General features: G+C 71.3%; 18 protein-coding genes and 1 pseudogene. 8 read left to right on the top strand and 11 right to left on the bottom strand.

Annotated elements, in window-relative coordinates; genetic code table 11:
• Positions 1-99: 99 nt before the first annotated feature.
• The 5 genes and pseudogenes from ACZ6JY_RS27620 to ACZ6JY_RS27600 all read right to left on the bottom strand — a co-directional run.
• Positions 100-975: a carbohydrate ABC transporter permease gene (locus ACZ6JY_RS27620; RefSeq protein ID WP_469199938.1), complete on the bottom strand. Its 876-nt coding sequence runs from the start codon at positions 973-975 to the stop codon at positions 100-102.
• Positions 976-1,926 (bottom strand): carbohydrate ABC transporter permease, encoded by a 951-nt coding sequence (locus tag ACZ6JY_RS27615; protein ID WP_469199933.1) that lies wholly within the window; start codon positions 1,924-1,926, stop codon positions 976-978.
• Positions 1,927-2,108: 182 nt separating this feature from the next.
• Positions 2,109-3,470: an extracellular solute-binding protein gene (locus tag ACZ6JY_RS27610; protein ID WP_469199931.1), complete on the bottom strand. Its 1,362-nt coding sequence runs from the start codon at positions 3,468-3,470 to the stop codon at positions 2,109-2,111.
• Between the two features lie 198 nt (positions 3,471-3,668).
• The gene (locus tag ACZ6JY_RS27605; protein WP_469199929.1) at positions 3,669-4,352 is read right to left on the bottom strand and encodes a response regulator; all 684 of its coding nucleotides are present in this window, start codon (positions 4,350-4,352) and stop codon (positions 3,669-3,671) included.
• A 308-nt stretch (positions 4,353-4,660) separates the two neighbouring features.
• A pseudogene (locus ACZ6JY_RS27600) lies at positions 4,661-6,403 on the bottom strand (sensor histidine kinase); the annotation flags it as partial.
• A 384-nt stretch (positions 6,404-6,787) separates the two neighbouring features.
• Here ACZ6JY_RS27600 and ACZ6JY_RS27595 point away from each other — a divergent pair.
• Entirely contained in the window at positions 6,788-8,197 is a 1,410-nt protein-coding gene (locus ACZ6JY_RS27595; RefSeq protein ID WP_469199927.1) for a cation:dicarboxylate symporter family transporter, read from the top strand.
• A gap of 140 nt (positions 8,198-8,337) precedes the next feature.
• Here ACZ6JY_RS27595 and ACZ6JY_RS27590 read toward each other — a convergent pair whose 3' ends face one another.
• Entirely contained in the window at positions 8,338-8,928 is a 591-nt protein-coding gene (locus tag ACZ6JY_RS27590) for a TetR/AcrR family transcriptional regulator (RefSeq protein WP_469199925.1), read from the bottom strand.
• 165 nt (positions 8,929-9,093) lie between these two features.
• Between ACZ6JY_RS27590 and ACZ6JY_RS27585 the strand changes: the two genes are divergently transcribed.
• The 3 genes from ACZ6JY_RS27585 to ACZ6JY_RS27575 all read left to right on the top strand — a co-directional run bounded on the left by ACZ6JY_RS27585 (position 9,094) and on the right by ACZ6JY_RS27575 (position 11,962).
• Entirely contained in the window at positions 9,094-10,812 is a 1,719-nt protein-coding gene (locus tag ACZ6JY_RS27585) for an MFS transporter (RefSeq protein ID WP_469199923.1), read from the top strand.
• Between the two features lie 101 nt (positions 10,813-10,913).
• Positions 10,914-11,141, top strand: a complete 228-nt coding sequence (locus ACZ6JY_RS27580) for a hypothetical protein (RefSeq protein ID WP_469199921.1) — start codon at positions 10,914-10,916, stop codon at positions 11,139-11,141.
• A 227-nt stretch (positions 11,142-11,368) separates the two neighbouring features.
• A complete protein-coding gene (locus ACZ6JY_RS27575; RefSeq protein ID WP_469199919.1) occupies positions 11,369-11,962 on the top strand; it encodes a dihydrofolate reductase family protein in 594 nt (197 codons plus the stop codon).
• Between the two features lie 35 nt (positions 11,963-11,997).
• On the opposite strand, the gene ACZ6JY_RS27570 is transcribed toward ACZ6JY_RS27575, so the two are convergent.
• Positions 11,998-12,795: an alpha/beta fold hydrolase gene (locus ACZ6JY_RS27570; RefSeq protein WP_469199917.1), complete on the bottom strand. Its 798-nt coding sequence runs from the start codon at positions 12,793-12,795 to the stop codon at positions 11,998-12,000.
• A 118-nt stretch (positions 12,796-12,913) separates the two neighbouring features.
• Here ACZ6JY_RS27570 and ACZ6JY_RS27565 point away from each other — a divergent pair, with 118 nt between their 5' ends.
• From ACZ6JY_RS27565 to ACZ6JY_RS27550, 4 genes are all read left to right on the top strand, one after another.
• The gene (locus ACZ6JY_RS27565; RefSeq protein WP_469199915.1) at positions 12,914-13,867 is read left to right on the top strand and encodes a MerR family transcriptional regulator; all 954 of its coding nucleotides are present in this window, start codon (positions 12,914-12,916) and stop codon (positions 13,865-13,867) included.
• Between the two features lie 45 nt (positions 13,868-13,912).
• Positions 13,913-14,305, top strand: a complete 393-nt coding sequence (locus ACZ6JY_RS27560) for a MerR family transcriptional regulator (protein WP_447040093.1) — start codon at positions 13,913-13,915, stop codon at positions 14,303-14,305.
• Positions 14,306-14,368: 63 nt separating this feature from the next.
• A complete protein-coding gene (locus ACZ6JY_RS27555; protein ID WP_469199913.1) occupies positions 14,369-14,701 on the top strand; it encodes a thioredoxin family protein in 333 nt (110 codons plus the stop codon).
• Between the two features lie 192 nt (positions 14,702-14,893).
• Positions 14,894-17,131 carry a HelD family protein gene (locus tag ACZ6JY_RS27550; protein ID WP_469199911.1) on the top strand — a complete coding sequence of 746 codons (2,238 nt, stop codon included), beginning with the start codon at positions 14,894-14,896 and terminating at the stop codon, positions 17,129-17,131.
• A 15-nt stretch (positions 17,132-17,146) separates the two neighbouring features.
• Here ACZ6JY_RS27550 and glgB read toward each other — a convergent pair whose 3' ends face one another.
• The 4 genes from glgB to ACZ6JY_RS27530 form a co-directional block, all read right to left on the bottom strand.
• The gene (gene glgB, locus ACZ6JY_RS27545; RefSeq protein WP_469199909.1) at positions 17,147-19,768 is read right to left on the bottom strand and encodes a 1,4-alpha-glucan branching enzyme; all 2,622 of its coding nucleotides are present in this window, start codon (positions 19,766-19,768) and stop codon (positions 17,147-17,149) included.
• Between the two features lie 26 nt (positions 19,769-19,794).
• Positions 19,795-21,240: a maltokinase N-terminal cap-like domain-containing protein gene (locus ACZ6JY_RS27540; protein WP_469199907.1), complete on the bottom strand. Its 1,446-nt coding sequence runs from the start codon at positions 21,238-21,240 to the stop codon at positions 19,795-19,797.
• 115 nt (positions 21,241-21,355) lie between these two features.
• The gene (gene treS, locus ACZ6JY_RS27535) at positions 21,356-23,074 is read right to left on the bottom strand and encodes a maltose alpha-D-glucosyltransferase (protein WP_469199905.1); all 1,719 of its coding nucleotides are present in this window, start codon (positions 23,072-23,074) and stop codon (positions 21,356-21,358) included.
• On the bottom strand, positions 23,071-25,092 hold the full coding sequence (locus tag ACZ6JY_RS27530; RefSeq protein ID WP_469199902.1) for an alpha-1,4-glucan--maltose-1-phosphate maltosyltransferase: 2,022 nt from the start codon (positions 25,090-25,092) through the stop codon (positions 23,071-23,073). Before ACZ6JY_RS27530 ends, treS begins: the two co-directional genes overlap by 4 nt.
• Between the last annotated feature and the right edge of the window lie 18 nt (positions 25,093-25,110).

Genomic DNA, 25,110 nt, shown 5'->3' with positions numbered 1-25,110 from the left:
CGTATCGCCGCGAAGTCGTGTCACAGTTCTGTGTCCGACGCCAGAGCTGGTTCAGGCCAGACCAGACCAGGCCGGGCCCGACCCCGGCAGGGCCGTGGTTCAGCCCTTCACCGCGCCGCCGAGCGCGAAGCCGCCGCCCAGGCGCCGCGAGATCAGGACGTACAAGAGGATCACCGGCGTCGAGTAGAGGATGGAGAACGCGGCGAGCTGGCCGTAGACCACGGTGCCCTTGTTGCCGAAGAAGTCGTTGATGCTGACCGACGCCGGCATCTGTTCCGGGGTGAGCAGGAGCATGAAGGGGACGAAGAAGTTGCCCCACATCATGACGAAGGAGAAGACGGTCACCACCGCCACTCCGGGGCCCATCAGCGGCAGGACGATCCGGAGCAGGGACTGGAAGGACGACGCGCCGTCCGTCCACGCCGCCTCCTCCAGCTCCTTCGGCACGCCGTCCATGAAGTTCTTCATCAGCCAGATGGCGAACGGGAGTTGGGACGCGGCGAAGAAGAAGATCGTGCCCTGCATGGTGTCGATCAGGTCGACCTGCACGAACAGCGCGTACACCGGGACCATGATCGCGGTGATCGGCAGGCTCGTCGCGAAGAGGATCGTCAGCATGAAGGGGCGGTTGAGGCGGGACCGGTAGCGGGAGAGGGGATAGGCGGCGAGGGCCGCGCAGACCACCGTGAGCAGGGTGCCGCCGCCGCAGAGCAGGAAGCTGTTCAGGAGCGGGGTGAAGGTGATCTCCGGGGTGAGGACCTTGTCGTAGTTGTCGAGGGTGAGGCTGTCCGGGAGCCGTACGCGCAGGTCCGCCTTCGGGTCGAACGAGGACAGGACGACCCAGGCGAGGGGGAGCACGAACGCGCCCGCCACGAAGAGGAGGCCCGCGTCGGCCGCGAGGCGGTGCTTCGCACGGCGGGAGCGCGGGGTGCGCGGAGCCCTGGTGGTCTTGACGGCGGTCTTGATGGCGGACACTCAGACCTCCGTACGCAGCAGGCGCATGTAGACGAGGGAGAAGAGCGAGCCGACCACCAGGAGGAGCAAAGCCACGGCGGTGCCGTAGCCGATCATGCTCTTCTGGAAGGCCTGCTCGTACATGAAGAGCGGCAGTGTCTGGCTGCGGTTACCGGGGCCGCCGCGCGTCATCACCCAGATCAGGCCGAAGACGGAGAGCGTCTGGAGGGTGTTGAGCATGAGGTTCGTGCCGATCGAGCGGCGGATCATCGGCAGCGTGATGTGCCACATGCGGCGCCAGCCGCCCGCGCCGTCGACCTCCGCGGCCTCGGTGATCTCCTTGGGGATCTCGTTGAGGGCCGCCGAGTAGACGAGCATCGAGAAGGCCGTGCCACGCCAGACGTTGGCGAACGAGACCGCCAGGATCGGCAGCGTGAACAGCCAGTTCTGGGACGGCAGATGGAGGAAGTCCAGGACCGCGTTCAAGGTGCCCTCGCGGCGGAAGAACGCGTACAGCAGGAAGCCGGCGACCACCTCCGGCAGGACCCAGGCCGTGATGACGACGGCGCCGGTGACCGTGCGGACCGGCTTCGACGCGCGCTGCATGAGGGTGGCCAGCGCGAGGCCGAGGGTGTTCTGGCCGATCAGGGAGGACAGGACGGTGAAGACGAGGGTGAGCCAGACCGCGTTGAGGAACCGTTCGTCGCCGAAGGCCTCGCGGAAGTTGTCGAACCCGATGAAGCTGGACTCGGCCTGGCCGGTCAACTGGAGGTCGGTGAAGGCGATGTACGCGCAGTAGCCGATCGGCCCGGCCAGGAAGAGCACCAGGAGGACGACGGCGGGGGACACGGGCAGGGCCCTGAACAGGCCCCGCCGGGCGCGGGCGGCCGTGCGGCGGGCGGGCGGCGGGAGGTCCGGGCCCCGTGACGTCTTGACGACGTCGCCGGGGCCCGCGGGGGGCGCGGTAGTCACGTACGGGCACTCACTCTCTGGTACCGGCACTCATTCGGCATCGGGCCACACGCACCGAACGGCACCACTGCGTCCGGGCACCACTTCGGCCGGGCGGTGCCGTCCAGGTCCGGGGGGTGCCGTCCAGGTCCGGGCGGTGCTGCTTCGGGTCGGGGGGCATCGTCCTGTTTGCGGGCGGTGCGCTACTTCTTGATGACCTCGCCGTCCGTGGCCGAGTCGACCTCTTCGTCGTAGCCGCTCGCCGCCTCGGCCACCGAGGCGTCGCCGGTCGTCACCGACTCCATCGCCTCCTGGATGGCGGTGGAAACCTTCGGGTACGCCGGATACGCCGGCCGGTAGTGCGTCGAGGCGACCAGGTCGGTGAAGAACTTGATGCCGGGCTGCGCCTTCACGTACGCGGGGTCGTCCGCGACGTCCTCGCGGACCGCGATGCCGGAGTTGGCCACGTACCACTTCTTGGCGTTGGCCTTCGTCTGCATGGTCTCGATGAACTTGAAGGCCAGGTCGGGATTGTCCGCCTTGGAGGGGATCGCCCAGGTCCAGCCGCCGGACATGCTCACCTTGCCGGGCGCCTGGCCGTGCTGCGTCGGCATGTGCGCGAGGCCCAGCTTCTTCGACCACTCGGGCCACTCGTGGCCCGCACCCTTGCCCCAGTCCTGCGGCAGCCAGGAGCCGTCGAGGTTGATGCCGAGCTTGTCCTCGGGCAGCAGCTCACCGCGGACGCGGGTGGCGAAGTTGGGGTCGAGGGCGTCCGAGACGTCCGGGCCGAGCTTCTCCTTGTAGACGGTCTCCACGAAGGTGAGGGAGTCCTTGAAGCCCTTGCTTCCGGTGACCCACTTCTTCGACCCGGGGTCGTACAGCGGGTCCTTGCCCGTGCCGTACGCCAGCATCTCGAAGCCCTGCATGGACGCGGCCTCGCCGGCCGGCTTGCCGGTGTAGACGTTGAGGGGGGTGACTCCGGGGACCTTCTTCTTGATGGTGCGCGCCGCGTCCAGGACCTCGTCCCAGTTCTTCGGCTGCCAGTCGGCCGGGAGCCCCGCCTTCTCGAAGATGGTCTTGCTGAACCAGAGGCCGCGCGTGTCCGTGCCGTCCGGCACCCCGTACGTCTTGCCGTCGGCCGCCTTCGCCGCCGTCTTGGCCGTGTCGATGAACTGGTCCCAGTCCTTCCACTTGGCCAGGTAGGGATCGAGAGGCTTCAAGTACCCGCTGGTGATGTCCGAGTTGATGAGGAACGTGTCCTCGTACACCAGGTCGGGCGCGGTCTTGGGGGAGCGCAGCATCTGCTGGAGCTTGGTGTAGTACTCGGAGTCCGGCGCCTTGATCGGCACCAGCTTGACCTTCTTGCCGGGGTTGGCCTTCTCGAACTGCTTCTTGATGTCCGCGAGATAGGTGTCCATGACCCTGATCTCGTTGTCCGTGGACTGCTTGAACGAGATCTTCACGGTGTCGGGGTCGTCGCCGGAGCCACCGCCGCACGCGGAGAGGGTGCCGGCGGTGAGCAGGGTGGCGGCGGCGAGGAGCAGTGGGCGGTGGGTGGGGCGCACGGGCACGACCTCCTACGGGCCGACGCGGCCGGGTCGCCGCGCGGGGCTCTGCCCGGTGAACGTAAGGGCGTGCTCGGAGCAAGGTCAATGCCTGTGCGGCCGCTTGGAGTCGTTGCCCGTCACCAACGTGACAACGTTGTTATCAGGCGTACGTTGATGAGGTGCCCGGGGTGGGAAAGGCGCGGGGCGGCCGTGGGTTCACTCGGTGGAGGTGAGCCAGCGGTACACCAGTTCGGGGCGTCCTACGTGGCCGTACTGGGGGCTGCGGGCGGCGCGTGCGGTGTCGACCAGGTGCTCCAGGTAGCGGCGGGCGGTGATGCGGGAGAGCCCGGCGGTCTCGGCCGCTGCGGTGGCGGTCAGGCCGCCGGGGGCGTCGCGCAGCGTGCGGATGACGCGCTCCAGGGTGGGGCCGCTGAGCCCCTTCGGCAGGGCGGCGGGGCCGGGTGCGCGCAGCGTGGCGAGGGCGCGGTCCACCTCGTCCTGGCCGGTGGCCTCGCCCTCGGCCGCGGCGGTGCGGAACTCCGCGTAGCGGGTGAGGCGGTCGCGGAGGGTGGCGAAGGTGAAGGGCTTCAGGACGTACTGGACGACGCCGAGGGACACGCCCTCGCGGACCACGGCGAGGTCACGCGCCGACGTCACCGCGATGACGTCCGTGGGGTGCCCGGTGGCCCGCAGGGAGCGGGCGAGCTGGAGCCCGTGCCCGTCGGGGAGGTGCAGGTCGAGGAGGATCAGGTCCACGTGCGTGCGTTCGAGGGTCCGGCGGGCCTCGGCGGCGGAGTGAGCGGGCCGCTCGATGGCTTCGAAGCCGGGCACGCGGTTGACGTAGAGCACGTGAGCGTCAGCAGCCACGGGGTCGTCTTCGACGACGAGAACCCGAATCACTCCGCACCTCCACGACTGCGGCTGCGGCTGCCGCTGCCGCTGCCGGGGGGTCTGGTGTCGGGCGGGGGCCCGGGGCGGTCGGTGTCGGGCACGCGTCCGGGTTCGGGGCAGCCGGGCTGCGCCTCAGGTCGGCGTCCGCGTTCGTCGCTCTCGTGCCCGGCCTTCGGCGGGCGTTCCCCGTGTCCGGGCTCCGCCGTTGAGGGTCCCCCGCCTTCGGCCTCCGGCAGGCGCCCCCCGCGTCCGGGCCTTGGCCGGCGTCGGCCCGCGTCGGTCCCGTACCGGGTCGCGGTGAGGCGGCCGCGGGTGGGTGCCGGCCGGGCGCTGGACGCGTCTCTGTCCGGCTCGGTCCCCGGCCCTGGCCCGGGTGGGGTGCTTTCGCGTGAATCCATCGCTCCCTCTGCGTCTCCGTTTCCGTCTTCGTCTCTGTCTTCGGCTTCGTTTCGGGCTTCGCCGTTTTCGGGGGTGGCGGGCGGTCCAGGGGGCTGCTTGGCGTCCGCGCCAGGTGTCCGTAGCGTCACCTCGAACTCCGCTCCGCCCTCGGCGGACTCCCGTACCGTCAGGTGCCCGCCGTTCCTCGCCACCGTCTGGCGGACCAGTGCCAGGCCCAGGCCGCGGCCCGTCGCCGCCTTGGTCGACCAGCCGCGTTCGAACACCGTCTCCCGTTCGGCCGGGCTCACCCCGGGGCCCGTGTCGGAGACGCGCAGGAGGAGGGCGGAGCCGTCGGCGCGGGCCGTCGCCGTGACGCGGGCCGACAGTGAGCCCTGCGCCGCGTCGACCGCGTTGTCGATGAGGTTGCCGAGGATGGTGACCAGGTCACGGGCGGAGAGGCCCGCCGGGAGCATGCCGTCGTCGATGCTGCTGTCGTCGGAGACGACGAGTTCGACGCCGCGCTCGTTGGCCTGCGCGGCCTTGCCGAGGAGCAGCGCCGCGAGGACCGGTTCGCTCACCGCGGCCACCACCTGGTCGGTCAGCGCCTGCGCCAGCTCCAGTTCGGCGGTGGCGAAGTCGACGGCCTCGTCCGCGCGGCCCAGCTCGATGAGGGACACCACCGTGTGCAGACGGTTGGCGGCCTCGTGGGCCTGCGAACGCAGCGCCCGCGTGAAGCCGCGCTCCGAGTCCAGCTCGCCCGCCAGGGCCTGAAGCTCCGTGTGGTCGCGCAGAGTGACCACGGTTCCCCGGCGTTCGCCGCCGGTCACGGGCGAGGTGTTGACGACGACCAGGCGGTCGGCGGTCAGATGCAGCTCGTCCACCCGCTGCTCGGCGGCGAGGAGCGCCCCCGTGAGGGGCACGGGCAGCCCCAGCTCCGCGACGTTGCGCCCGATGGGGTCGCCCCGGACACCGAGCAGCTCCCGGCCGCCGTCGTTGATGAGGGCGACCCGCCGCTGCCCGTCCAGCATCAGCAGCCCCTCGCGCACCGCGTGCAGCGCCGCCTCGTGGTAGTCGTGCATGCGGCTCAGCTCGGCGGCGTTCATGCCGTGGGTGCTGCGCCGCAGCCGGGCGTTGATGACGTACGTACCGATGCCGCCGATGACGAGCGCCGCCGCCGCGACACCGAGCAGCGCGAGAAGCTGGCCGCGCGCCTTGGCGGTGATCTCCTCGATGGTGATGCCCGCGCTGACGAGCCCGATGACCCGCCCTTCGCCCGCCTCGCCCGCCTCGTCCGCCCAGATCGGCGTGACCACCCGTACGGACGGGCCGAGCGTCCCGGTGTACGTCTCCGAGAAGGTCTTTCCCCGCACCGCGTCCGCCGTGTGCCCGAGGAAGTGCTCGCCGATGCGCCGCTCGTCGGGGTGGGTCCAGCGGATGCCCCGCGGGTCCATGATCGTGACGAAGTCGACGCCGGTGTGCCGCTGCACCCGGGCCGCGTACGGCTGGAGCAGCGCCGACGGGTCACGGCCGCCGATGGCCTCCCGTACGGAAGGGGAGTCCGCGACCGCGCGCGCCGCCGCGGTGGCCTGGTTGCGCGCGCCCTCCTCCGCCTGGTGCTTGTCGCTCAGATACGTGAAGAGCGCGCACCCCGCGACCACGGCGGTCACCAGCACGATCTGCATGGCGAAGAGCTGGCCCGCCAGGCTGCGCGGAAGGCGGCTGCGGCCGGTCGGACGGGTGGGGGACATGGTGCAAGTCTGCCTCTTCGTACAAGTGATCGTATCGGCGCGGCCGACCGCGCGGCCGTGCTCACCGCCGTGGCGGCCGTACGGCGTGTCCGTGGGGCGGGCGGTGCATAAGTGAACCGGTGGTCGTATAAGTGCGAACTAAATGAACGCAAGCGTGACGGTCCGCGCAGGGCGGGAGATAGTCGCCGGGATCCCCAGGACACCGATGAGACATCGGTGCGGGCATCGCCGAGGTACACCGCCCAGGACGTGAGCCGCACGCACTGCAGGCGCCACCAGGCACCACAACGCCGACGTCGTCGTTCAAGGAGGGCCCCCGTGACCAGCACGGCCGACCCGCAGAAGGCACCCGCGGCCAAGCGGGACCGCACGCATTACCTCTACATCGCCGTCATCGGCGCCGTGCTGCTCGGCATCGCCGTCGGCTTCATCTGGCCGGACTTCGCCAAGGAGCTCAAGCCGGTCGGCACCGGCTTCGTGAACCTGATCAAGATGATGATCTCCCCGATCATCTTCTGCACGATCGTGCTCGGCGTCGGCTCGGTCAGGAAGGCCGCCAAGGTCGGCAAGGTCGGCGGGCTCGCGCTCGCCTACTTCATGGCGATGTCCGTCGTCGCGCTCGCCATCGGCCTCATCGTGGGCAACATCCTGCACCCGGGTTCGGGCATGGACATCACCGAGTCCGAGAAGGGTGCGGGCCACACGGCGGCCGACGAGGCGGACAAGGGTCTCGTCGACTTCGCGCTCGGCATCATCCCGAAGACGCTCGTCTCCGCCTTCACCGAGGGCGAGGTGCTCCAGACGCTGCTGGTGGCGCTGCTCGTGGGCTTCGCGCTCCAGGCCATGGGGCGCTCGGGCGAGCCCGTCCTGCGCGGCGTCGAGCACATCCAGAAGCTGGTCTTCCGCGTACTCGGCATGATCATGTGGGCCGCCCCGATCGGCGCGTTCGGCGCGATGGCCGCCGTCATCGGTGAGACCGGCGTGGACGCGCTGAAGGCGCTCGCCACGATCATGATCGGGTTCTACGTCACCTGCGCGCTGTTCATCGTGGTCGTGCTCGGCACGCTGGTCAGGGTCGTGACCGGGGTCAACCTCTTCAAGCTGCTCAAGTACCTGGGCCGCGAGTTCCTGCTGATCCTCTCCACCTCCTCGTCGGAGTCCGCGCTGCCGCGGCTCATCGCGAAGATGGAGCACCTCGGGGTCAGCCGTCCGGTCGTCGGCATCACCGTCCCGACCGGCTACTCCTTCAACCTCGACGGCACCATGATCTACCTGACCATGGCCTCGCTGTTCATCGCCGACGCCATGGACCAGCCGCTCGGCATCGGTGAGCAGATCTCGCTGCTGCTCTTCATGATGATCGCCTCCAAGGGCGCGGCGGGCGTCTCCGGCTCGGGCATCGCGGTCCTCGCGAGCGGCCTCCAGTCGCACAAGCCCGCCCTCGTCGACGGTGTCGGCCTGATCATCGGCGTCGACCGCTTCATGAGCGAGGCCCGCGCGCTCACGAACTTCGCGGGCAACGCGGTGGCCACGCTGCTGATCGGCACGTGGACCAAGGAAGTCGACAAGGAGCGGGTCACGGAGGTCCTCGCGGGCCGGCTGCCCTTCGACGAGCGGACGCTGATCGACGACGGACACGGACACGGACCCGAGCCCGCGACCGCGCCCGAGCCCGCCGTGGCGCCGAAGCCGCGGGCCGAGGATGACAAGGAACCAGCGAAGGTGTAGCCACCCTTCACCCAGTTCACCGCGGGGCGCCACCCACGACGCAGCAGCCGACAAGCTGCCGCGCCAGGGGCGGCGCCCCGCGTTCGTATGTCCGGGGCCGGGCGCCCCGCGTCCCTGCGCCCGCGCCGGCCGGCAGGGCGCTACAGCGAACCCGTGATGATCTTTCGTACCCGTTCCGCGGGGACGCCCGCTGAGAGCAGGGCCGTTGAGGCGGCCGCTCTGCCCGCGTCGCCGGGGGCCAGGAGGCCGTCGTTGACGGCTTCCATCAGGCCGAAGAGCTGCTGTTCATGGACGTACGCGAGGGCGGCTGGCGGCAGCGACGAGGTGAACGAACCGTCGTCGAGGCCCTGCCGCAGCACGTTCACGCACTGCTCGCGCACCGGGGCGAGGCGCTGCCTGATGCCCTCCATCGCGACGCTGCGCTGCGCGAGGGCGACCAGCAGGCGGTAGCCGTCGGCGATCTCCCAGACGGCGACCATGGAGTGCGCGAGCGACTCGGCGGGGTCGTCGGAGCGCGCCCGGCCCGAGGCGTGGGCCGCGGCGACGGCCTCCACGGCGCCGTCGATGAGCGCGCCGATCAGCGCCTCCCTGCTGGGGAAGTGGCCGTACACGGTCCGGCGCACGACGCCCGCGGCCCGCGCGATCTGGTCCATCGACGCCTCCGGGTCGCGGAGGAGCTCCGCGAGAGCGACCTCCAGGATGCGGCGGCGGTTGGCGTCGGCTCGGCTCATGGCCTCCATTCTGCACGCGGCACACGGCCCCCCGCCCCGCACCGGTTTTGCACACCGCTGTGCAATGACGTAACTTGCACAGTGGTGTGTATTTGCACAGTGCTGTGCAAGCGCATCGGTGAACGGACACACACGGGGAACTGGGTCAGAAGGGGTGAGGCTTCAGTGGCGCTGGTCATGAAGCAACCGGTCGAGGAGATGAAGCAGCCGTACGGCCGCCGCTGGTGGGCGCTGGGGGTGCTCTGCCTGAGCCTGCTGATCATCGTGATGGCGAACACGGCGCTGACCGTCGCCGCGCCCGACATGACGAAGGACCTCGGCCTCTCCAGCTCCGACCTCCAGTGGGTCATCGACGGCTACACCGTCCCGTACGCGGCGCTGATGCTGCTGCTCGGCGCCATCGGCGACAAGTACAGCCGCCGCGGCGCGCTCGTCCTCGGCCTCGTCGTCTTCGGCGCGGGATCGGTCGCGGGCTCCCTGGTCGACAGCTCCACGGGCGTCATCGCGGCCCGCGCCGTCATGGGCTTCGGCGCGGCCATGATCATGCCCGCCACCCTGTCCCTGCTCGCGGCGACGTTCCCGCGGGCCGAGCGGGCCAAGGCCATCGTGCTGTGGACCGCCACCGCGGGTCTCGCCATCGCGGCGGGCCCGCTGGTCGCGGGCGCGCTCCTGGAGAGCCACGGCTGGTCGTCGACCTTCCTGATCAACGTGCCGGTGGCCGTCCTCGCGATCCTCGGCGCCTTCGTGCTCATCCCGCCGTCCAAGGCGGGCCACCACGACCGGATCGACTACGTGGGCGGACTGCTCTCCGTCGTCTGGACCGGCGCGCTGATCTACATGATCATCCAGGGCCCGCACTTCGGCTGGGACGCCAAGGCGGTCTCGGCGGCGGTCGTCGCGGGCGTCGGCCTGCTGGCCTTCGTCGGCTGGGAGCTGCGGCACCCGCACCCGATCCTGAACGTCCGCCGCTTCCTCGACCGCCGCTTCGCGGGCTCGAACCTGGCGGTGGCGCTGTTCTTCCTCGCGGTCTTCGGCGCGTTCTACTACCTCACGCAGCACCTTCAGTTCGTGCTCGGCTACAACCCGCTGGAGACCGGCGTACGCATGCTGCCGCTCGCGGGCGCGGTCTTCGTCGGCTCGGCGCTCACCGGCTACCTCACCCCGCGCATCGGCATGAAGATCACCGTGACGGCGGGCATGGTCGCGGGCACGGTGGCGCTCGCGCTGCTCACGCAGGTGGACGCCGGCTCCTCGTACGGGGACTTCGTGGCCCCGCTGATCGTCCTCGGCCTCGCCATCGGCCTGGCGCTCTCGCCCTGCACCGACGCGATCATGGGCGCCTTCCCGGAGTCCGAACTGGGCGTCGGCGGCGCGGTCAACGACACGTCCCTGGAGCTGGGCGGCTCGCTCGGCATCGCCATCCTCGGCTCGGTGCTCGCCAGTTCGTACTCCTCGAACCTCGCGGACGCCGCGAAGTCCTCCGGCGCGAAGCTGCCCGACGGCACGCTGTCCACCGCGCAGGACTCGGTCGGCGCCGGTTACGCGGTGGCCCAGGGCATCGGCGACCAGGCCCGCGCGACGGCCCAGAAGGCGGCGCAGGCCGGCTCGGAGCAGCAGGCGGCCCAGCTGAAGGGCCAGGCCGAGCAACTGGCGCAGGGTGCCCACAAGATGGCCGACGCGGTCGGCTCCGCCTTCTCCGACGCGGTCTCCCACACCAGCCTGATCGGCGCGGCGATCCTCGGCGTGGGCACGGTGCTTGTCGCGGTGCTGCTCCCGCGGAAGGGGCGGGGCGAGACGGCTCCGGAGGCCTCGGAGGGGGCCTCGGAGGAGCCCTCGGCCGAGCCCGCCGAACAGGAGGCGGCCGAGCCGCAGCCGCAGCGCTGACACAGCCTCAGGATCACCGCCGACGCCCCGGGTAACCTCGGGGCGTCGGCGTATGACCAGGGCCGACGGTGACGGGGACAGTCGAGGGACGGGGGAGAGCCATGGCCGTCAAGCCGGTGAAGGCCGCCATCGGGGACATGTGGATCAAGTGCCAGATCTGCGGCTCGGACACGTTCCGCGAGCGGGACGTGAAGCTGAACAGCTTCGGCATGGAGTTCATGAAGATGGCGTGGGCCGATGAGGCGGCGACCGGGCTGATCTGCTGGCGGTGCGGATACGTGCACCTCTTCGTGAACCGGGAGATCAAGCTGTTCCGGGCGGACAAGTAGGCGCCGCCTGCGCCCGGGTGCGCGAACGGGCACCGCCGCGACCCGTTTCCGGAAACCGTTGACACCACTCCAGGCGAAGTACTATGTTCTGACCACTTCAGGCAGAGTACAACGGGCGCCGTGATAGCCCGGCCCTGCGCGGCAACGCTTCCGAGGAGACCTGACTGACCAGCAGCAGCGACATCCGCCCCCGTCCGACCGACCGCGACCGTCACCAAGGAGCCCCCATGCGAAAGCTCGCCTACTTCATCGCCGTCAGCCTCGACGGGTTCATCGCCGGCCCCGACGGTTCCGACCCCACGGGCCCCGACGGCTTCTGGCCGGTCGGCCAGGACTACGTCCAGCACCTCGCGGAGACGTATCCGGAGACCCTGCCGGCCCCGGCCAGGGAGGCCCTCGGCATCACCGCCGAGGGGACGCACTTCGACACGATCCTGGAGGGGCGCAGGACGTACATGATCGGTGTGGACGCCGGGCTGCCCAACTGCTACCCGCACCTGCGGCACCTCGTCTTCAGCCGCACCCTCACCACGAGCCCCGACCCGGGCGTCGAGCTGGTCGCCTCCGACCCCGTCGAGAAGGTGCGGGAGCTCAAGCGCGAGGACGGCAAGGACATCTGGCTCTGCGGCGGCGGCGAACTGGCCGGGGTGCTGCGGGACGAGATCGACCGTCTCGTCGTCAAGATCGCACCGCTGACGCTGGGTTCGGGCACGCCCCTGTTCGCGCAGAAGACGCCCTTCGAGCCGGTGCACTACGAGCGTACGGACGCCGTGCTCCTCGACAGCGGCACGATGTTCGTCACCTACGACAAGCAGAGCTGACGCCGGGCAGCACTGACGGCGGGCAGAGCTGACGCTCAGGCAGTGCTGAGGCGGCGGCCCTCTCCCGCCGCCGCGCTCAGCAGTACGCCGGACAGTTCATCGGGCACCGACAGCATCGGCCAGTGCCCGGTGGCCAGTTCGAAGAAGGTCGCCCTCGGGTCCGTGAGGTGCTGGACCATCGGCAGGCCCGACGCCACCATCGCTTCGAGCGCGGCGATGTCCGCCGTACCGCCGGTGGTGCAGAAGACGCCCGTCGTCGGCAACGCGGCGACCCGCTCCGAGATGCGCAGCTTCTGCGTGGACGGGCCGAGCGGCATCGGCGAGGACAGGCGTGCCAGCCGGTCGAGTGCTTCGGGGGAGACGCCCGCGAGGTTCCCGTGCTCCAGCCACTCCGCCCGGGTCGGCGCGGGGAGGCGCCAGCCGTCCTCGGCCCGGTCCGGCATCCCGAGCGTCCGCTCGCGGGCCGGCGAGGGCGGCATCAGCTCGCGCACCTGGTCGAGCATGGAGTAACCGTCCTGCGGCAGCGGCGAGTCCAGGTGGACGAGCCGGGCGACGCGGTCGGGCCGCCGGTCGGCGGCGCCCGCGGACGGATAGATGCCGTAGCAGTAGCCGACGAGGACGACCTCGTCCGCCTCGACGTGGTCGATCGCCTGGACGACGTCCTCGATGTGCGTCTCCAGGTCGACCCGGGGCCCCGCCAGATGGCGTCGGTCGCCCAGGCCCGTCAGCGTCACCGCGTGCGCCTCGGCCCCCGCCCCGCGCAGCCGCGCGGCCACGTCCCGCCAGAGCCAGCCCCCCGTGTAACCGCCCGACACCAGCACGAACGCCGTCATGGTTCCTCCTCGTACGTCCCGGGCCCCTCGTCGGGCGCCCTGAGTCCGCGCGGTCCGGCCGGTCGGCCCGCCGCGCTCGCCCGTACGCTAGGAACTCCCCCTGAGGGAGGTTCAAGGCATGGGGCCAGAGGTGGACACGGACGCGGGGCCGGACGGGCTCTGGAGCATCGGGCAGCTCGCCGAGAAGGCGGGCGTCACCGTGAAGACCGTACGTTTCTACTCCGACCGCGGACTGCTGCCCGAGGCCGCCCGCAGTGGCGGCGGCCACCGCCGCTACGGACCCGGCGCGCTCGACCGGCTGCGGCTCATCCGGTCCCTGCGCGCGCTGGACCTGCCGGTGCCGGACGTGGGGCGGGTCCTCGACGGGGAGGACGCGCTGGAGGACATCGTCGAGGGGCAGTTGCGCGAAGTCGGCTCGCGCCTCACCGCGCTGCGCTGGCGCGAGGCCGCGCTCCGGCTGCTGCACGACAGCGCCCCGGAGGAGCGCGCCGAGCGGCTGCGCCTGGTCGGGGCCCTGGGCACGCCGCCGAGCACGGCCGCGCTCGCCCGGTTCTGGCGGCGCTGGCTGCCCGTGCGGATGCCGGCCCGCGTGGTCTCCGCCGTCGTCGAACAGGCGGTCCCGCAACTTCCGGACGACCCGAGCCCGGCGCAGGTGCTGGCCTTCGCCCGGCTCCACGAGTTCGTCGCGGGCCCCTGCCCCGGCCTGGGGCTCCCCGAGCCCGGCCGCGACCAGCCCGAGGCGCACCTGCCGGGCAAGGGATACCGGCCCGCCATGCTCTACGAAGCCCTGCCCGAGGCCTTCGATCTTGCGGCGGCGCAGCTCAGGGCGGGGCGGGCGCCGCACGGGGGCGAGGCGCTCGACTGCTTCGTCGCCGCCCACGCCGCAGCCCTCAACGCCCGCGACAGCGCCGGTTTCCGCCGCGGGCTGCGACGCACGCTCGCCGCCGAGCCCCGCCTCGACCGCTACTGGCAGCTCACCGCCGAGGTCACGCGCCCGCAGGCCGGGCCGCCCGAGCCGACACCGGGCGCGGCCGACGACTGGCTGCGGGCGGCCCTCGAAGCCGCGGCGTAGCGGACTCCTGGCCTTGACGCCCACGTCAAGGAATACCGTCGGGGCATGCGAATCGGCGAGCTCGCGGCGCGCGCGGGGACGACCACGCGGACGCTGCGCTACTACGAGTCCCGCGGGCTGCTGCCCGCCCGGCGCACCGGCAACGGCTACCGCACGTACGACGAGGACGACGTGCGGCTCCTGGAACAGATCAGGACCCTCCAGGACTTCGGGTTCGACCTGGAGGAGACGCGGCCCTTCGTGGAGTGTCTGCGCTCCGGTCACCCGGAGGGCGACTCGTGTCCCGCGTCGCTCGCCGTGTACCGCCGCAAGCTCACCGAACTGGACGCGCTGATCGGCGAGTTGTCGGCGGTACGCGCCCAGGTCGGCGCGCAGCTCGCGCGCGCCGAGGCGGAGGCCCCCGGCGGCCCCGAGCCGCGGTGCGAACTGACCGGGTGACCTGACCGGATGACCTGACCGGACGACCACGGAAGCGACGAACGGCATGAGGAGTGTGGCTCAGTGAAGGCAGCAGGCGTGGCCGAGGTGACGGACGCGGACTTCGAGGGAGAGGTGCTGCGGGAGAAGGGACGGCCGGTGCTCGTGGAGTTCACGGCGGACTGGTGCGGGCCCTGCCGGCAGTTGGCGCCGGTCCTGAGCGAGCTGGCCAGGGACGAGGCCGAGCGCCTGAAGATCGTGCAGTTGGACGTGGACCGCAGCCCGGAGACGGCGATCGCGTACCGGGTGCTCTCGGCGCCGACCATGATCGTGTTCAGGGACGGGGAGCCCGTGAAGCAGATGGTGGGCGCGCGGGCGAAGCGCAAGCTGCTCGCGGACCTGGCCGACGTGCTCTGACAGCGGCCCACGTGCTCTGACGCGGCCGACGCACCCGGAGAATCGGAGAACACGAGAAATCGCCCCGGACGAATTGACGTCCGGGGCGATTCTCTGCGTATAGTGGATTCTTTCGCGAAGCTCTGTCCATTTGCGGCATGACGGCTTCAGCGGGAATATCTATAAGAGCACTGTAACGGGCAAGGGGCTGAATTGTCAAGCGAGGAATTGCGGGAAGAGCAGCAATTCGTCTCCGGGCTGTACGCGCGCCTGGACGCGCTGCGCGAGGAGGCCGAGGCCGCGGTGCAGACGTCGTTGGCGCAGGTCGGGACCGGTCTCCAGGCGCGCCTTGAGCGTGATGTCTCGGTGGCGGAGCAGTCCGGGCTGCTCGCCGCCTTCAACGCCGGGGAGAACGGGCTCTGCTTCGGCAGACTCGAATTCCGCGACGGCCGCGACCATCACATCGGACGCATCGGAATCCGCGCTTCGGACACCGAGCGCACCCCGCTGGTGATCGACTGGCGCGCCGATGTCGCGCGCCCCTTCTATCTCGCGACGGGGCATACGCCGATGGGCCTGCGCAGACGCAGGCACATCACCACCGAGGGCCGTGAGGTCACCGCCCTGCACGACGAGATCCTGGATCTCGGCGACGACCGGCGCACCGGCCACGAGGGCGCCGACGCGGACGAGGTGCTGCTCGCCGCGCTCGACTCGGCGCGCACCGGCCGCATGCACGACATCGTGCAGACCATCCAGGCCGAGCAGGACCGGATCATCCGCGCCCCGCACAGCGGTGTCATGGTCGTCGAGGGCGGCCCCGGCACCGGCAAGACCGTCGTGGCGCTGCACCGCGCCGCGTTCCTGCTCTACGCGCACCGCGAGCTGCTCGCCAAGCGGGCGGTCCTGATCGTCGGGCCGAACCCCGCCTTCCTCGGCTACATCAGCGAGGTCCTGCCCGCCCTCGGCGAGACCGGAGTGCTCCTCTCCACGGTCGGCGAGCTGTTCCCCGGCATCACGGCGACCGGCACCGAGAGCGCCGCGGCGGCCGAGGTGAAGGGCCGCGCGGAGATGGCGGACGTCCTCGCCGCGGCGGTCCGCGACCGGCAGCGCACCCCCGAGCCGGGCGAGGCGATGGTCATCGAGCACGACGACGGCGACCTCATCCTGGACTGGACGATCGCCGACGCGGCGCGCGAGGCGGCCCGCGAGGCCGACGTCCCGCACAACCTGGGCCGCCCCTACTTCGCCTTCCGTGTCATCGACGCGCTGACCGCACAGCTCGCCGACCGCATCGGCGCCGACCCCTACGGCGGCCCCAACTTCCTCGGCCCCGACGACATCGCCCAGCTCGGCAAGGGCGTCGCGGAGAGCGCCGAGGTCCGCGCGGCGATCGAGGAGCTGTGGCCGACGCTGACCCCGCAGGGCTTCGTCACCGACTTCCTCGAGGAGCCGACGGGCCTTGGCGAGGCGGACGCGGCGGCCATCCGGCGCCCGCGCGGCTCGGCCTGGACCCCGGCCGACGTCCCGCTGCTCGACGAGGCCGCCGAGCTGCTCGGGTACGACGACAGTGCCGAGCGGGCGCTCGCCGAGGCCGAGCGGGCGGAGCAGATCGCCTACGCGCAGGGCGTCCTCGACGTGTCGCGGGCCTCCCGGACGTACGAGTTCGAGGACAAGGACGAGGACGACGCCGAGATCCTGCTCGCGCACAACATCATCGACGCCGAGCGGATGGCCGAGCGGCAGGAGGAGGCCGACCACCGCAGCGCCGCCGAGCGGGCGGCGGCCGACCGCACCTGGGCGTTCGGCCACATCATCGTCGACGAGGCGCAGGAGCTCTCCGCCATGGCGTGGCGACTGCTCATGCGGCGCAGCCCGACCCGGTCGATGACGCTGGTCGGCGACCCGGCGCAGACCGCGGAGGCGGGCGGCTGCGGCTCCTGGGAGAAGATCCTCGCGCCGTACGTCGAGGACCGCTGGGAGTACACCCGGCTCGGCGTCAACTACCGCACGCCCGTGGAGATCATGGACGTGGCGGCGGAGGTGCCGCGCGCGGAACAGCCCGGCTTCCGGCCGCCGAGCTCGGTGCGGTCCACGGGTGTGCGCCCCTGGGCCCGCCGCGCGGACGACCTCGCCGCGGCCGTGGCCGACGCGGTGGCCGCCGAGGCCGGGGACGAGGGCCGCCTCGCGGTGATCGCCCCCCGCGAGCTCCACGCGGAGCTCGCCGCACAGCTCCCCGGAGTGACGGCCGGGGAGGCCTTGGACCTGACGCGGCCGGTCGTACTGATCGATCCGCGTCAGGCGAAGGGCCTGGAGTTCGACACGGTCCTGGTCGTCGAGCCCGCGCGCTACGGCACCAGCGACCTGTACGTGGCCCTGACCCGGGCCACGCAGCGCCTCGGCGTGCTGTACGCCGAGGAGCTGCCGGCCGCGCTCAAGCGGCTCGCGTAGCCCGGGCCCGGTGGCTCAGACCGGCCTGAGCCACACCGTGGCCAGGGGCGGCAGGGTCAGCCGCAGGGACGCGGGACGGCCGTGCGACGCCACCGGCTCCGGCTTCAGCGGGTCGGGGTTGGTGACGTCGCCGCCGCCGTAGCGGGCCTCGTCGGTGTTCAGGATCTCCTGCCAGGCCCCGAACCCGTCGGGCACCCCGAGGCGGTAGGCGTGCCGCACCACCGGGGAGAAGTGGGAGACGGCGAGCAGCGGGCGGTCGTCCTTGTCGTAGCGGAGGAAGGCGAAGACGTTGTCCTCGGCGGCGTCACCGTCCACCCAGGCGAAGCCGCCGGGGTCGGTGTCGCGCTGCCACAGGGCACCCTCACGCCGGTAGACCGTATTCAGGTCGCGTACGAGATCCCGTACGCCCCGGTGGTCGGGCTCGGCACCGTACGCCGGGTCGAGCAGCCACCAGTCGGGGCCGTGCCCCTCCGACCACTCGGCGCCCTGGGCGAACTCCTGGCCCATGAAGAGGAGCTGCTTGCCGGGGTGGGCCCACATGTAGCCGAGGTAGGCGCGGTGGTTGGCGCGCCGCTGCCACCAGTCGCCCGGCATCTTGGAGACCAGCGACCGCTTGCCGTGCACGACTTCGTCGTGGGAGATCGGCAGGACGTAGTTCTCGCTGTAGGCGTACACCATCGAGAACGTCATCTCGTTGTGGTGGTACTTGCGGTGCACCGGCTCCTTCGTCACATAGTCGAGGGAGTCGTGCATCCACCCCATGTTCCACTTCAGGCCGAAGCCGAGGCCACCGAAGCCACCCGGGCCCTGGTGGTGGGTGGCCCGTGTCACGCCGTCCCAGGCGGTGGACTCCTCGGCGATCGTGACGACGCCGGGGGAACGGCGGTAGACGGTGGCGTTCATCTCCTGGAGGAAGGCGACGGCGTCGAGGTTCTCCCGGCCGCCGTGCTCGTTCGGCGTCCACTCGCCGTGCTCGCGGGAGTAGTCGAGGTACAGCATCGAGGCGACCGCGTCGACGCGCAGGCCGTCGATGTGGAACTCCTCGCACCAGTAACTGGCGTTCGCCACCAGGAAGTTGCGGACCTCGGTGCGGCCGTAGTCGAACTCCAGGGTGCCCCAGTCCGGATGCGCCGCACGGGCCGGGTCCGCGTGCTCGTACAGCGGCCGCCCGTCGAACTCGGCGAGCGCCCAGTCGTCGCGCGGGAAGTGCGCGGGCACCCAGTCCATCAGGACGCCGATCCCGGCGCGGTGCAGCGCGTCCACGAGGAACTTGAAGTCGTCGGGGGTGCCCAGGCGGGACGTCGGCGCGTAGAAGCCGGTGACCTGGTAGCCCCAGGAGCCGCCGAAGGGGTGCTCGGCGACGGGCATCAGCTCGACGTGCGTGAACCCCAGGTCGGACACGTAGGCGGGAAGCTGCTCGGCGAGCTGCCGGTAGGTGAGGCCGGGCCGCCAGGAGCCGAGGTGCACCTCATAGACGGAGAACGGCGCCTCGTGCACCGGCCGGTCCGCGCGGCGCGCGAGCCAGTCCTGGTCGTGCCACTCGTGGTGCGACTCGTGCACGACCGAGGAGTTCGCGGGCGGCGTCTCCGTGCGGCGGGCCAGCGGGTCGGCGCGCAGCGTCTTCGAGCCGTCCGGCCGGGTGATCTCGAACTTGTACAGCTCGCCCTCGCCGACGGACGGCGCGAACAGCTCCCAGATACCGCTCCCGCCGAGCGAACGCATCGGGAAACCCGTGCCGTCCCAGAAGTTGAAGCCGCCCACGACCCGCACCCCGCGGGCGTTCGGTGCCCACACGGTGAAGCGGGTGCCGGTCACGCCCTGGTGGACCATCGGGCGCGCCCCGAGCGCCTCCCACAGCCGCTCGTGCCGCCCCTCGCCGACCAGATGCAGGTCGAACTCGCCGAGCGAGGGCAGGAAGCGGTACGCGTCGTGGGTGACGAACTCCGCGTCGTCGTACGTGATGTGGAGCCGGTAGCCGTCGGGCGCGGCCGGCAGCGGAACGACCGCGGAGAAGAAACCCTCCCCGTCGTCGCGCAGCTCGGCCCTGAGGTCGTCGGCGACCACCGAGACGGCCTTGGCGTAGGGCCGCAGCGCCCGGAAGGCGATGCCGCCGGTGACGGGGTGCGCGCCGAGCACGCCGTGCGGATCGTGGTGGGTGCCGTCGAGCAGGCGTACGCGGTCGTCCCCGGGGACGGGTGACGCGGCGAGGGGCGCGGGTCCCGCAGGGGGAACGGACTCGGCCCTGGCCGCGGGCACGGTACGCGGCCGGGCCGCGGGCACACCCTCCTTGCGGGCGGCGGGCACCGGCTTCAGGAGCCGCTCGGCCGCGGCCTTCTTCACGGGCTTGGCGGCCTTCGGGGGCTTCGGCGGCTTGGCGCTCCGCACGGCCTTGGCGGGCACCGCCTTCTTGGCGGCGGCCTTGACGGCTTTGGTGGTCTTGGCGGCCGCGGAGGGCTTCGCGGCCTTCGCGGGCCGGGCCGGCTTCGCGGTCTCGTCGGCCACCGTCTCCTCGGCCGCCTCGGGGCGCGCACCGCCCGGCGTCGGTGCGCCCTCGTGGGCCTGCGGTTCTTCGGTGTGCTCGGGGCCTGACGGCCGCTCGGCGGCTTCGTCGGACGGTTTGCGGGGGCGGCGGGTCACTGGAGGAGCCTCCTGTGGAGGAGTGGTCAAAGGGCGTCGTCGGCGGAGCCGGTCCCGGCGAGGCGGCGGGCCGCGGCCAGCGGGACCTGGAGCCAGCCGGGGCGGTGGCGGGCCTCGTAGAGGACTTCGTAGACCGCCTTGTCGGTCTCGTGGGCCCTAAGGAGTACGGGGTCGGTGCGGGGGTCGCGGCCCGAGACGTCGGCGTAGCCCGCGCAGAACGCGGCCCGGCACTCCGTGGCCCACGCGGGGGCCCACGGCTCGGTGGAGCATGCCGCGTAGTCGAAGGAGCGCAGCATCCCGGCGACGTCACGGACCGTCGGCTGCGGAAGCCGGCGCTCGGCGAGCGGGCGCGCGGGCTCGCCCTCGAAGTCGATGAGCGACCAGCCGCCATCGGGGGAGCGCAGGCACTGTCCCAGGTGCAGATCGCCGTGGACGCGCTGGGCGGTCCACGACTGGCCCTCGCTGCCCAGGTCGGCCAGCGCCTCGAAGGCGGTGAGCAGCCCCGGCGCGTACGGCCGCAGCGCGGGGACCGCCCGCGCGGCCGCGCCGAGCCGCTCCGCCATGGCGTCGGCCAGTTGCTCCACCTGGGCCCTGCCCAGCGTGACGGTGGGCAGGGCGGCGGCGAGCGCCGCGTGCACATCGGCCGTGGCGCGGCCGAGCGCCCGTGCCTCGCCGGTGAAGGACTCACCCTTGGCGAGCATGCGCAGGGCCAGCTCCCAGCCGTCCTCGGCGGCGGCCAGATAGGGCTGGAGCACGCCGAGCCCGCATTCCCCCTCCGCCGTGCCGGGGCCGGTGCCGAGGTCCGCGAAGAACCACGCGGCGGGCGCGGGCACCCGTGCGCAGCCCTGCCGGGCCAGGCTCAGCGGGAGCTCCAGATCGGGGTTGGTGCCGGGCACGACCCGGCGGTACAGCTTCAGGATGAACGTATCTCCATATATGACGGAGGAGTTGGACTGCTCGGCCTTGAGCGGGCGCGGGGTGAGGCCGCTGGGTATCTCCACCCCCATGTCGCGCTGGAAGCGCAGCGGGCCGTGCCGTCCCGGCATGCGCAGCCGCTCCAGGAGCAGCGCCGCGAGCCGGGGGTCGTGCAGCGCCTCGTACACCGTCTGACCGGCGAGCGGGCCCTCGGTGACGTGGCCGATGAAGGTGGGGGCCAGGTGCGGCGGCAGGGCGCGGCGCACGCCGATGAGCAGCTGGTAGCAGTCGGCCGGCCCTTGGGCCGACGTGCCGTCGGGGCCGGGGTCCCGCACGGAGCCGGGGGGCTGCTGGTGGACCCGCAGGAGCAGGTGCAGCAGTCCAGCGGGAGAGCTGCGCGGCAGGAGTTCCGTCACCGTCACCGGCTCGAAGCCGCTGATGGGGCGGCCCTTCCCGGCGAACCACCGCTGCCGTGGCAGCCACTCGCGCAGGAGCGGGTCGAGAGAGGCGAGCAGCGCGCTGGCGTGTGCGGTGGGGCGGGTGGCGGCTTCCGACATGGCGTCGCGTCCTTCCGCGTGGCGGACAGGGCAGTGTGCGGGGGTGCCGGTCTGCGTTGGGTGCCCAGGGCGGGGCGGTGGAAACCGCCCCGCGCGGGCTTCGCGCTGCCGGAGCCTACGCCGGTTCCTGGCGCAGCCGGAACCAGTAGAAACCGTGCCCCGCGAGGGTCAGGAGGTACGGCAGTTCACCGATGGCCGGGAAGCGCACTCCGCCGATCAGCTCGACGGGATGGCGTCCGTTGAAGGCTTGGAGATCCAGTTCGGTGGGCTGTGCGAACCGCGAGAAGTTGTGAACGCACAGCACGAGGTCGTCGCCCTCCTCCTCCGTCGGCGGCGCTTCCCTGAGGAAGGCGAGGACGGCGGGGTTGGAGGAGGGCAGTTCGGTGTAGCTGCCCAGGCCGAAGGCGGGGTTCTGTTTGCGGATCTCGATCATCCTGCGGGTCCAGTGCAGGAGTGAGGAGGGTGAGGACATGGAGGCCTCGACGTTGGTGACCTGGTAGCCGTAGACGGGGTCCATGATCGTGGGGAGGTAGAGGCGTCCGGGGTCGCAGGAGGAGAAGCCGGCGTTGCGGTCGGGGGTCCACTGCATGGGGGTGCGCACGGCGTCGCGGTCGCCGAGCCAGATGTTGTCGCCCATGCCGATCTCGTCGCCGTAGTAGAGGATCGGTGAGCCGGGCAGGGACAGCAGCAGGGCGGTGAAGAGTTCGATCTGGTTGCGGTCGTTGTCCAGGAGGGTGGCCAGGCGGCGGCGGATGCCGATGTTGGCGCGCATGCGCGGGTCCTTGGCGTACTCCGCGTACATGTAGTCGCGCTCTTCGTCGGTGACCATCTCCAGGGTCAGCTCGTCGTGGTTGCGCAGGAAGATGCCCCACTGGCAGCCCGCCGGGATCGCCGGGGTCTTCGCCAGGATCTCGGACACGGGGTAGCGCGACTCGCGGCGCACGGCCATGAAGATGCGCGGCATGACGGGGAAGTGGAACGCCATGTGGCACTCGTCGCCGCCGTTCTGGAAATCCCCGAAGTAGTCCACCACGTCCTCCGGCCACTGGTTGGCCTCGGCGAGCAGGACCGTGTCCGGGTAGTGCGCGTCGATCTCCGCGCGCACCCGCTTGAGCAGGGCATGTGAGCGGGGCAGGTTCTCGCAGTTGGTGCCCTCCTCGGCGAAGAGGTAGGGCACGGCGTCGAGGCGGAAGCCGTCGATGCCCAGGTCGAGCCAGAAGCGCAGGGCGGAGATGATCTCTTCCTGGACGGCCGGGTTCTCGTAGTTCAGGTCGGGCTGGTGGGAGAAGAAGCGGTGCCAGAAGTACTGCTTGCGGACCGGGTCGAAGGTCCAGTTGGAGGCTTCGGTGTCGACGAAGATGATGCGGGCGTCGCCGTACCGCTTGTCGTCGTCGGCCCAGACGTAGTAGTCGCCGTAGGGTCCTTCGGGGTCGGTGCGTGAGGCCTGGAACCACGGGTGCTGGTCGCTGGTGTGGTTCATGACGAAGTCGATGATCACACGCATGCCGCGCTGGTGGGCGCTGTCGACGAACTCCACGAAGTCGGCCAGGTCCCCGAACTCGGGAAGCACCGCCGTGTAGTCCGATACGTCGTAACCACCGTCGCGCAAGGGGGACTTGAAGAACGGCGGCAGCCAGAGGCAGTCGACGCCCAGCCACTGGAGATAGTCCAGCTTGGCGGTGATGCCCTTCAGGTCCCCGATGCCGTCGCCGTTGCTGTCCTGGAAGGAACGGACCAGGACCTCGTAGAAGACCGCGCGTTTGAACCAGTCGGGATCGCGGTCCTTGCTCGGCGTGTCCTCGAAGGTGTCCTGGACGGGCTCATTGAAGATCATGATGTGGGTGACCCTCCGATCAACGGTGAGGACGGTCGCAGGACGCGCAAGATGTGCGCGGGCGCACGGCCCGGCTCAAGGCGCACATAGTTGGTCCTGCCCCAGTGGTAGGTCTCGCCGGTCAGCTCGTCGCGCACCGGCACGGTCTCGTGCCGGTCGAGGCCGAGCTCCGGCATGTCCAACGAGACCGTTGCCTCCTGGGTGTGGTGGGGGTCGAGGTTGGCGACCACCAGAACCGTGTTCGAACCGTGCGTGTCGGCGGCGGACTTCGAGTAGGCGATCACCGCTTCCTTGTCCGTGGAGTGGAAGTGCAGGTCGCGCAGTTGCCGCAGGGCGGGGTTGGCGCGGCGTATCCGGTTCAGCCGGGTGATCAGGGGGGCGATGGTCTCGCCCCTGCGGGCGGCGCCCGCCCAGTCTCTCGGGCGCAGCTGGTACTTCTCGGAGTTCTCATACTCCTCGCTGCCGGGCCGTACGGCCCTGTTCTCGCACAGCTCGAATCCGCTGTAGACGCCCCACGTCGGCGAGAGCGTCGCGGCGAGCACGGCGCGCGTCTCGAAGGCGGGGCGGCCGCCGTCCTGGAGGTAGGCGTGCAGGATGTCGGGGGTGTTCACGAAGAGGTTCGGCCGCAGGAAGTGCGCGGTGTCGCGCGACAACTCGGTGAGGTACTCCGTGAGTTCCTCCTTGGAATTGCGCCAGGTGAAGTAGGTGTACGACTGCTGGAACCCGACGGCCGCGAGGGTGTGCATCATCGCGGGGCGGGTGAAGGCCTCGGCGAGGAAGATGACGTCCGGGTCGGTGCCGTTGATCCGGGCGATCACCTCCTCCCAGAACACCACGGGCTTGGTGTGCGGATTGTCGACGCGGAAGATCCGCACGCCGTGCCCCATCCAGAACCGCAGCAGCCGTACGGTCTCCGCGACGAGCCCCGGCATGTCCTGGCCGAAGGCGATCGGGTAGATGTCCTGGTACTTCTTCGGCGGGTTCTCCGCGTACGCGATGCTGCCGTCCGCCCGGTGGTGGAACCACTCCGGGTGCTTGTCCACCCACGGGTGGTCGGGTGAGCACTGGAGTGCGAAGTCCAGGGCGACCTCCAGGCCGAGTCCGGCCGCCCCGGCCACGAAGGCGTCGAAGTCGTCGATCGTGCCCAGGTCGGGGTGGACGGCGTCGTGGCCGCCCTCGGAGGAACCGATCGCCCACGGCACGCCGACGTCGTACGGGCCGGGGGAGAGGGAGTTGTTGGGGCCCTTGCGGTGCGTACTGCCGATCGGGTGGATCGGCGGCAGGTACACCACGTCGAAGCCCATCCCGGCGATGGCAGGCAACCGCTCGGCGGCCGTGCGGAACGTGCCCGGCACCGGCGGCGCCCCCTCGCTGACCACCGCACCCTCCGAGCGCGGGAAGAACTCGTACCAGGAGCCGAAGAGGGCCCGGCTCCGCTCCACGAGGAGCGGGAACTCCGGTGATGACGTGGTGAGTTCGCGCAGGGGGTGACGGGTGAGGACCGCGTTCACCCGGGGGGTGAGGGCGGCGGCGAGGCGGGCCGCCGCCGGGCGGCCGGTGTCGCGCAGGGCCTCGGCGGCCGCGAGGACCGCGGGCCGGTCGGCGGCCGGGACGCCGTCGGCGGCGCGTTCGTGGAGGCGGGCGCCCTCCTCGAGGACCAGGTCGGTGTCGATGCCGGCCGGTATCTTGATCCGCGCGTGGTGCCGCCAGGTCGTCATCGGGTCGCCCCACGCCTCCACGGCGTACGCCCAGCGGCCCTCTCTGTCGGGAGTGACGTCCGCGCCCCACCGGTCGGTGCCGGGGGCCAGTTCACGCATCGGCGTCCATGGCCCCACGCGCCCCTCAGGATCACGCAGGACGACATTGGCCGCGACGGCCTCATGGCCTTCGCGGAAGACCGTCGCGCTCACCTGGAACGTTTCTCCCGGAACCGCTTTCGCCGGTTTTCGGCCGCAGTGGACGGCCGGCCGGACGTCCAATACGGGGATGGTGGGCTGCGGGGTTGAGCCTAAAGGCATGTCTGACCGCTCCTGTCC

It is taken from the genome of Streptomyces sp. NPDC046335 (genome assembly GCF_055587985.1).
This window is presented reverse-complemented; position numbering and strand designations above follow the sequence as displayed.

Coding starts and splice junctions, on each gene's coding strand:
- treS (WP_469199905.1), bottom strand. CDS start 23,074: ATGATCTTCAATGAGCCCGTCCAGGACACCTTCGAGGACACGCCGAGC.
- ACZ6JY_RS27590 (WP_469199925.1), bottom strand. CDS start 8,928: ATGAGCCGAGCCGACGCCAACCGCCGCCGCATCCTGGAGGTCGCTCTC.
- ACZ6JY_RS27530 (WP_469199902.1), bottom strand. CDS start 25,092: ATGCCTTTAGGCTCAACCCCGCAGCCCACCATCCCCGTATTGGACGTC.
- ACZ6JY_RS27560 (WP_447040093.1), top strand. CDS start 13,913: ATGCGAATCGGCGAGCTCGCGGCGCGCGCGGGGACGACCACGCGGACG.
- ACZ6JY_RS27540 (WP_469199907.1), bottom strand. CDS start 21,240: ATGTCGGAAGCCGCCACCCGCCCCACCGCACACGCCAGCGCGCTGCTC.
- ACZ6JY_RS27570 (WP_469199917.1), bottom strand. CDS start 12,795: ATGACGGCGTTCGTGCTGGTGTCGGGCGGTTACACGGGGGGCTGGCTC.
- ACZ6JY_RS27575 (WP_469199919.1), top strand. CDS start 11,369: ATGCGAAAGCTCGCCTACTTCATCGCCGTCAGCCTCGACGGGTTCATC.
- ACZ6JY_RS27580 (WP_469199921.1), top strand. CDS start 10,914: ATGGCCGTCAAGCCGGTGAAGGCCGCCATCGGGGACATGTGGATCAAG.
- ACZ6JY_RS27565 (WP_469199915.1), top strand. CDS start 12,914: ATGGGGCCAGAGGTGGACACGGACGCGGGGCCGGACGGGCTCTGGAGC.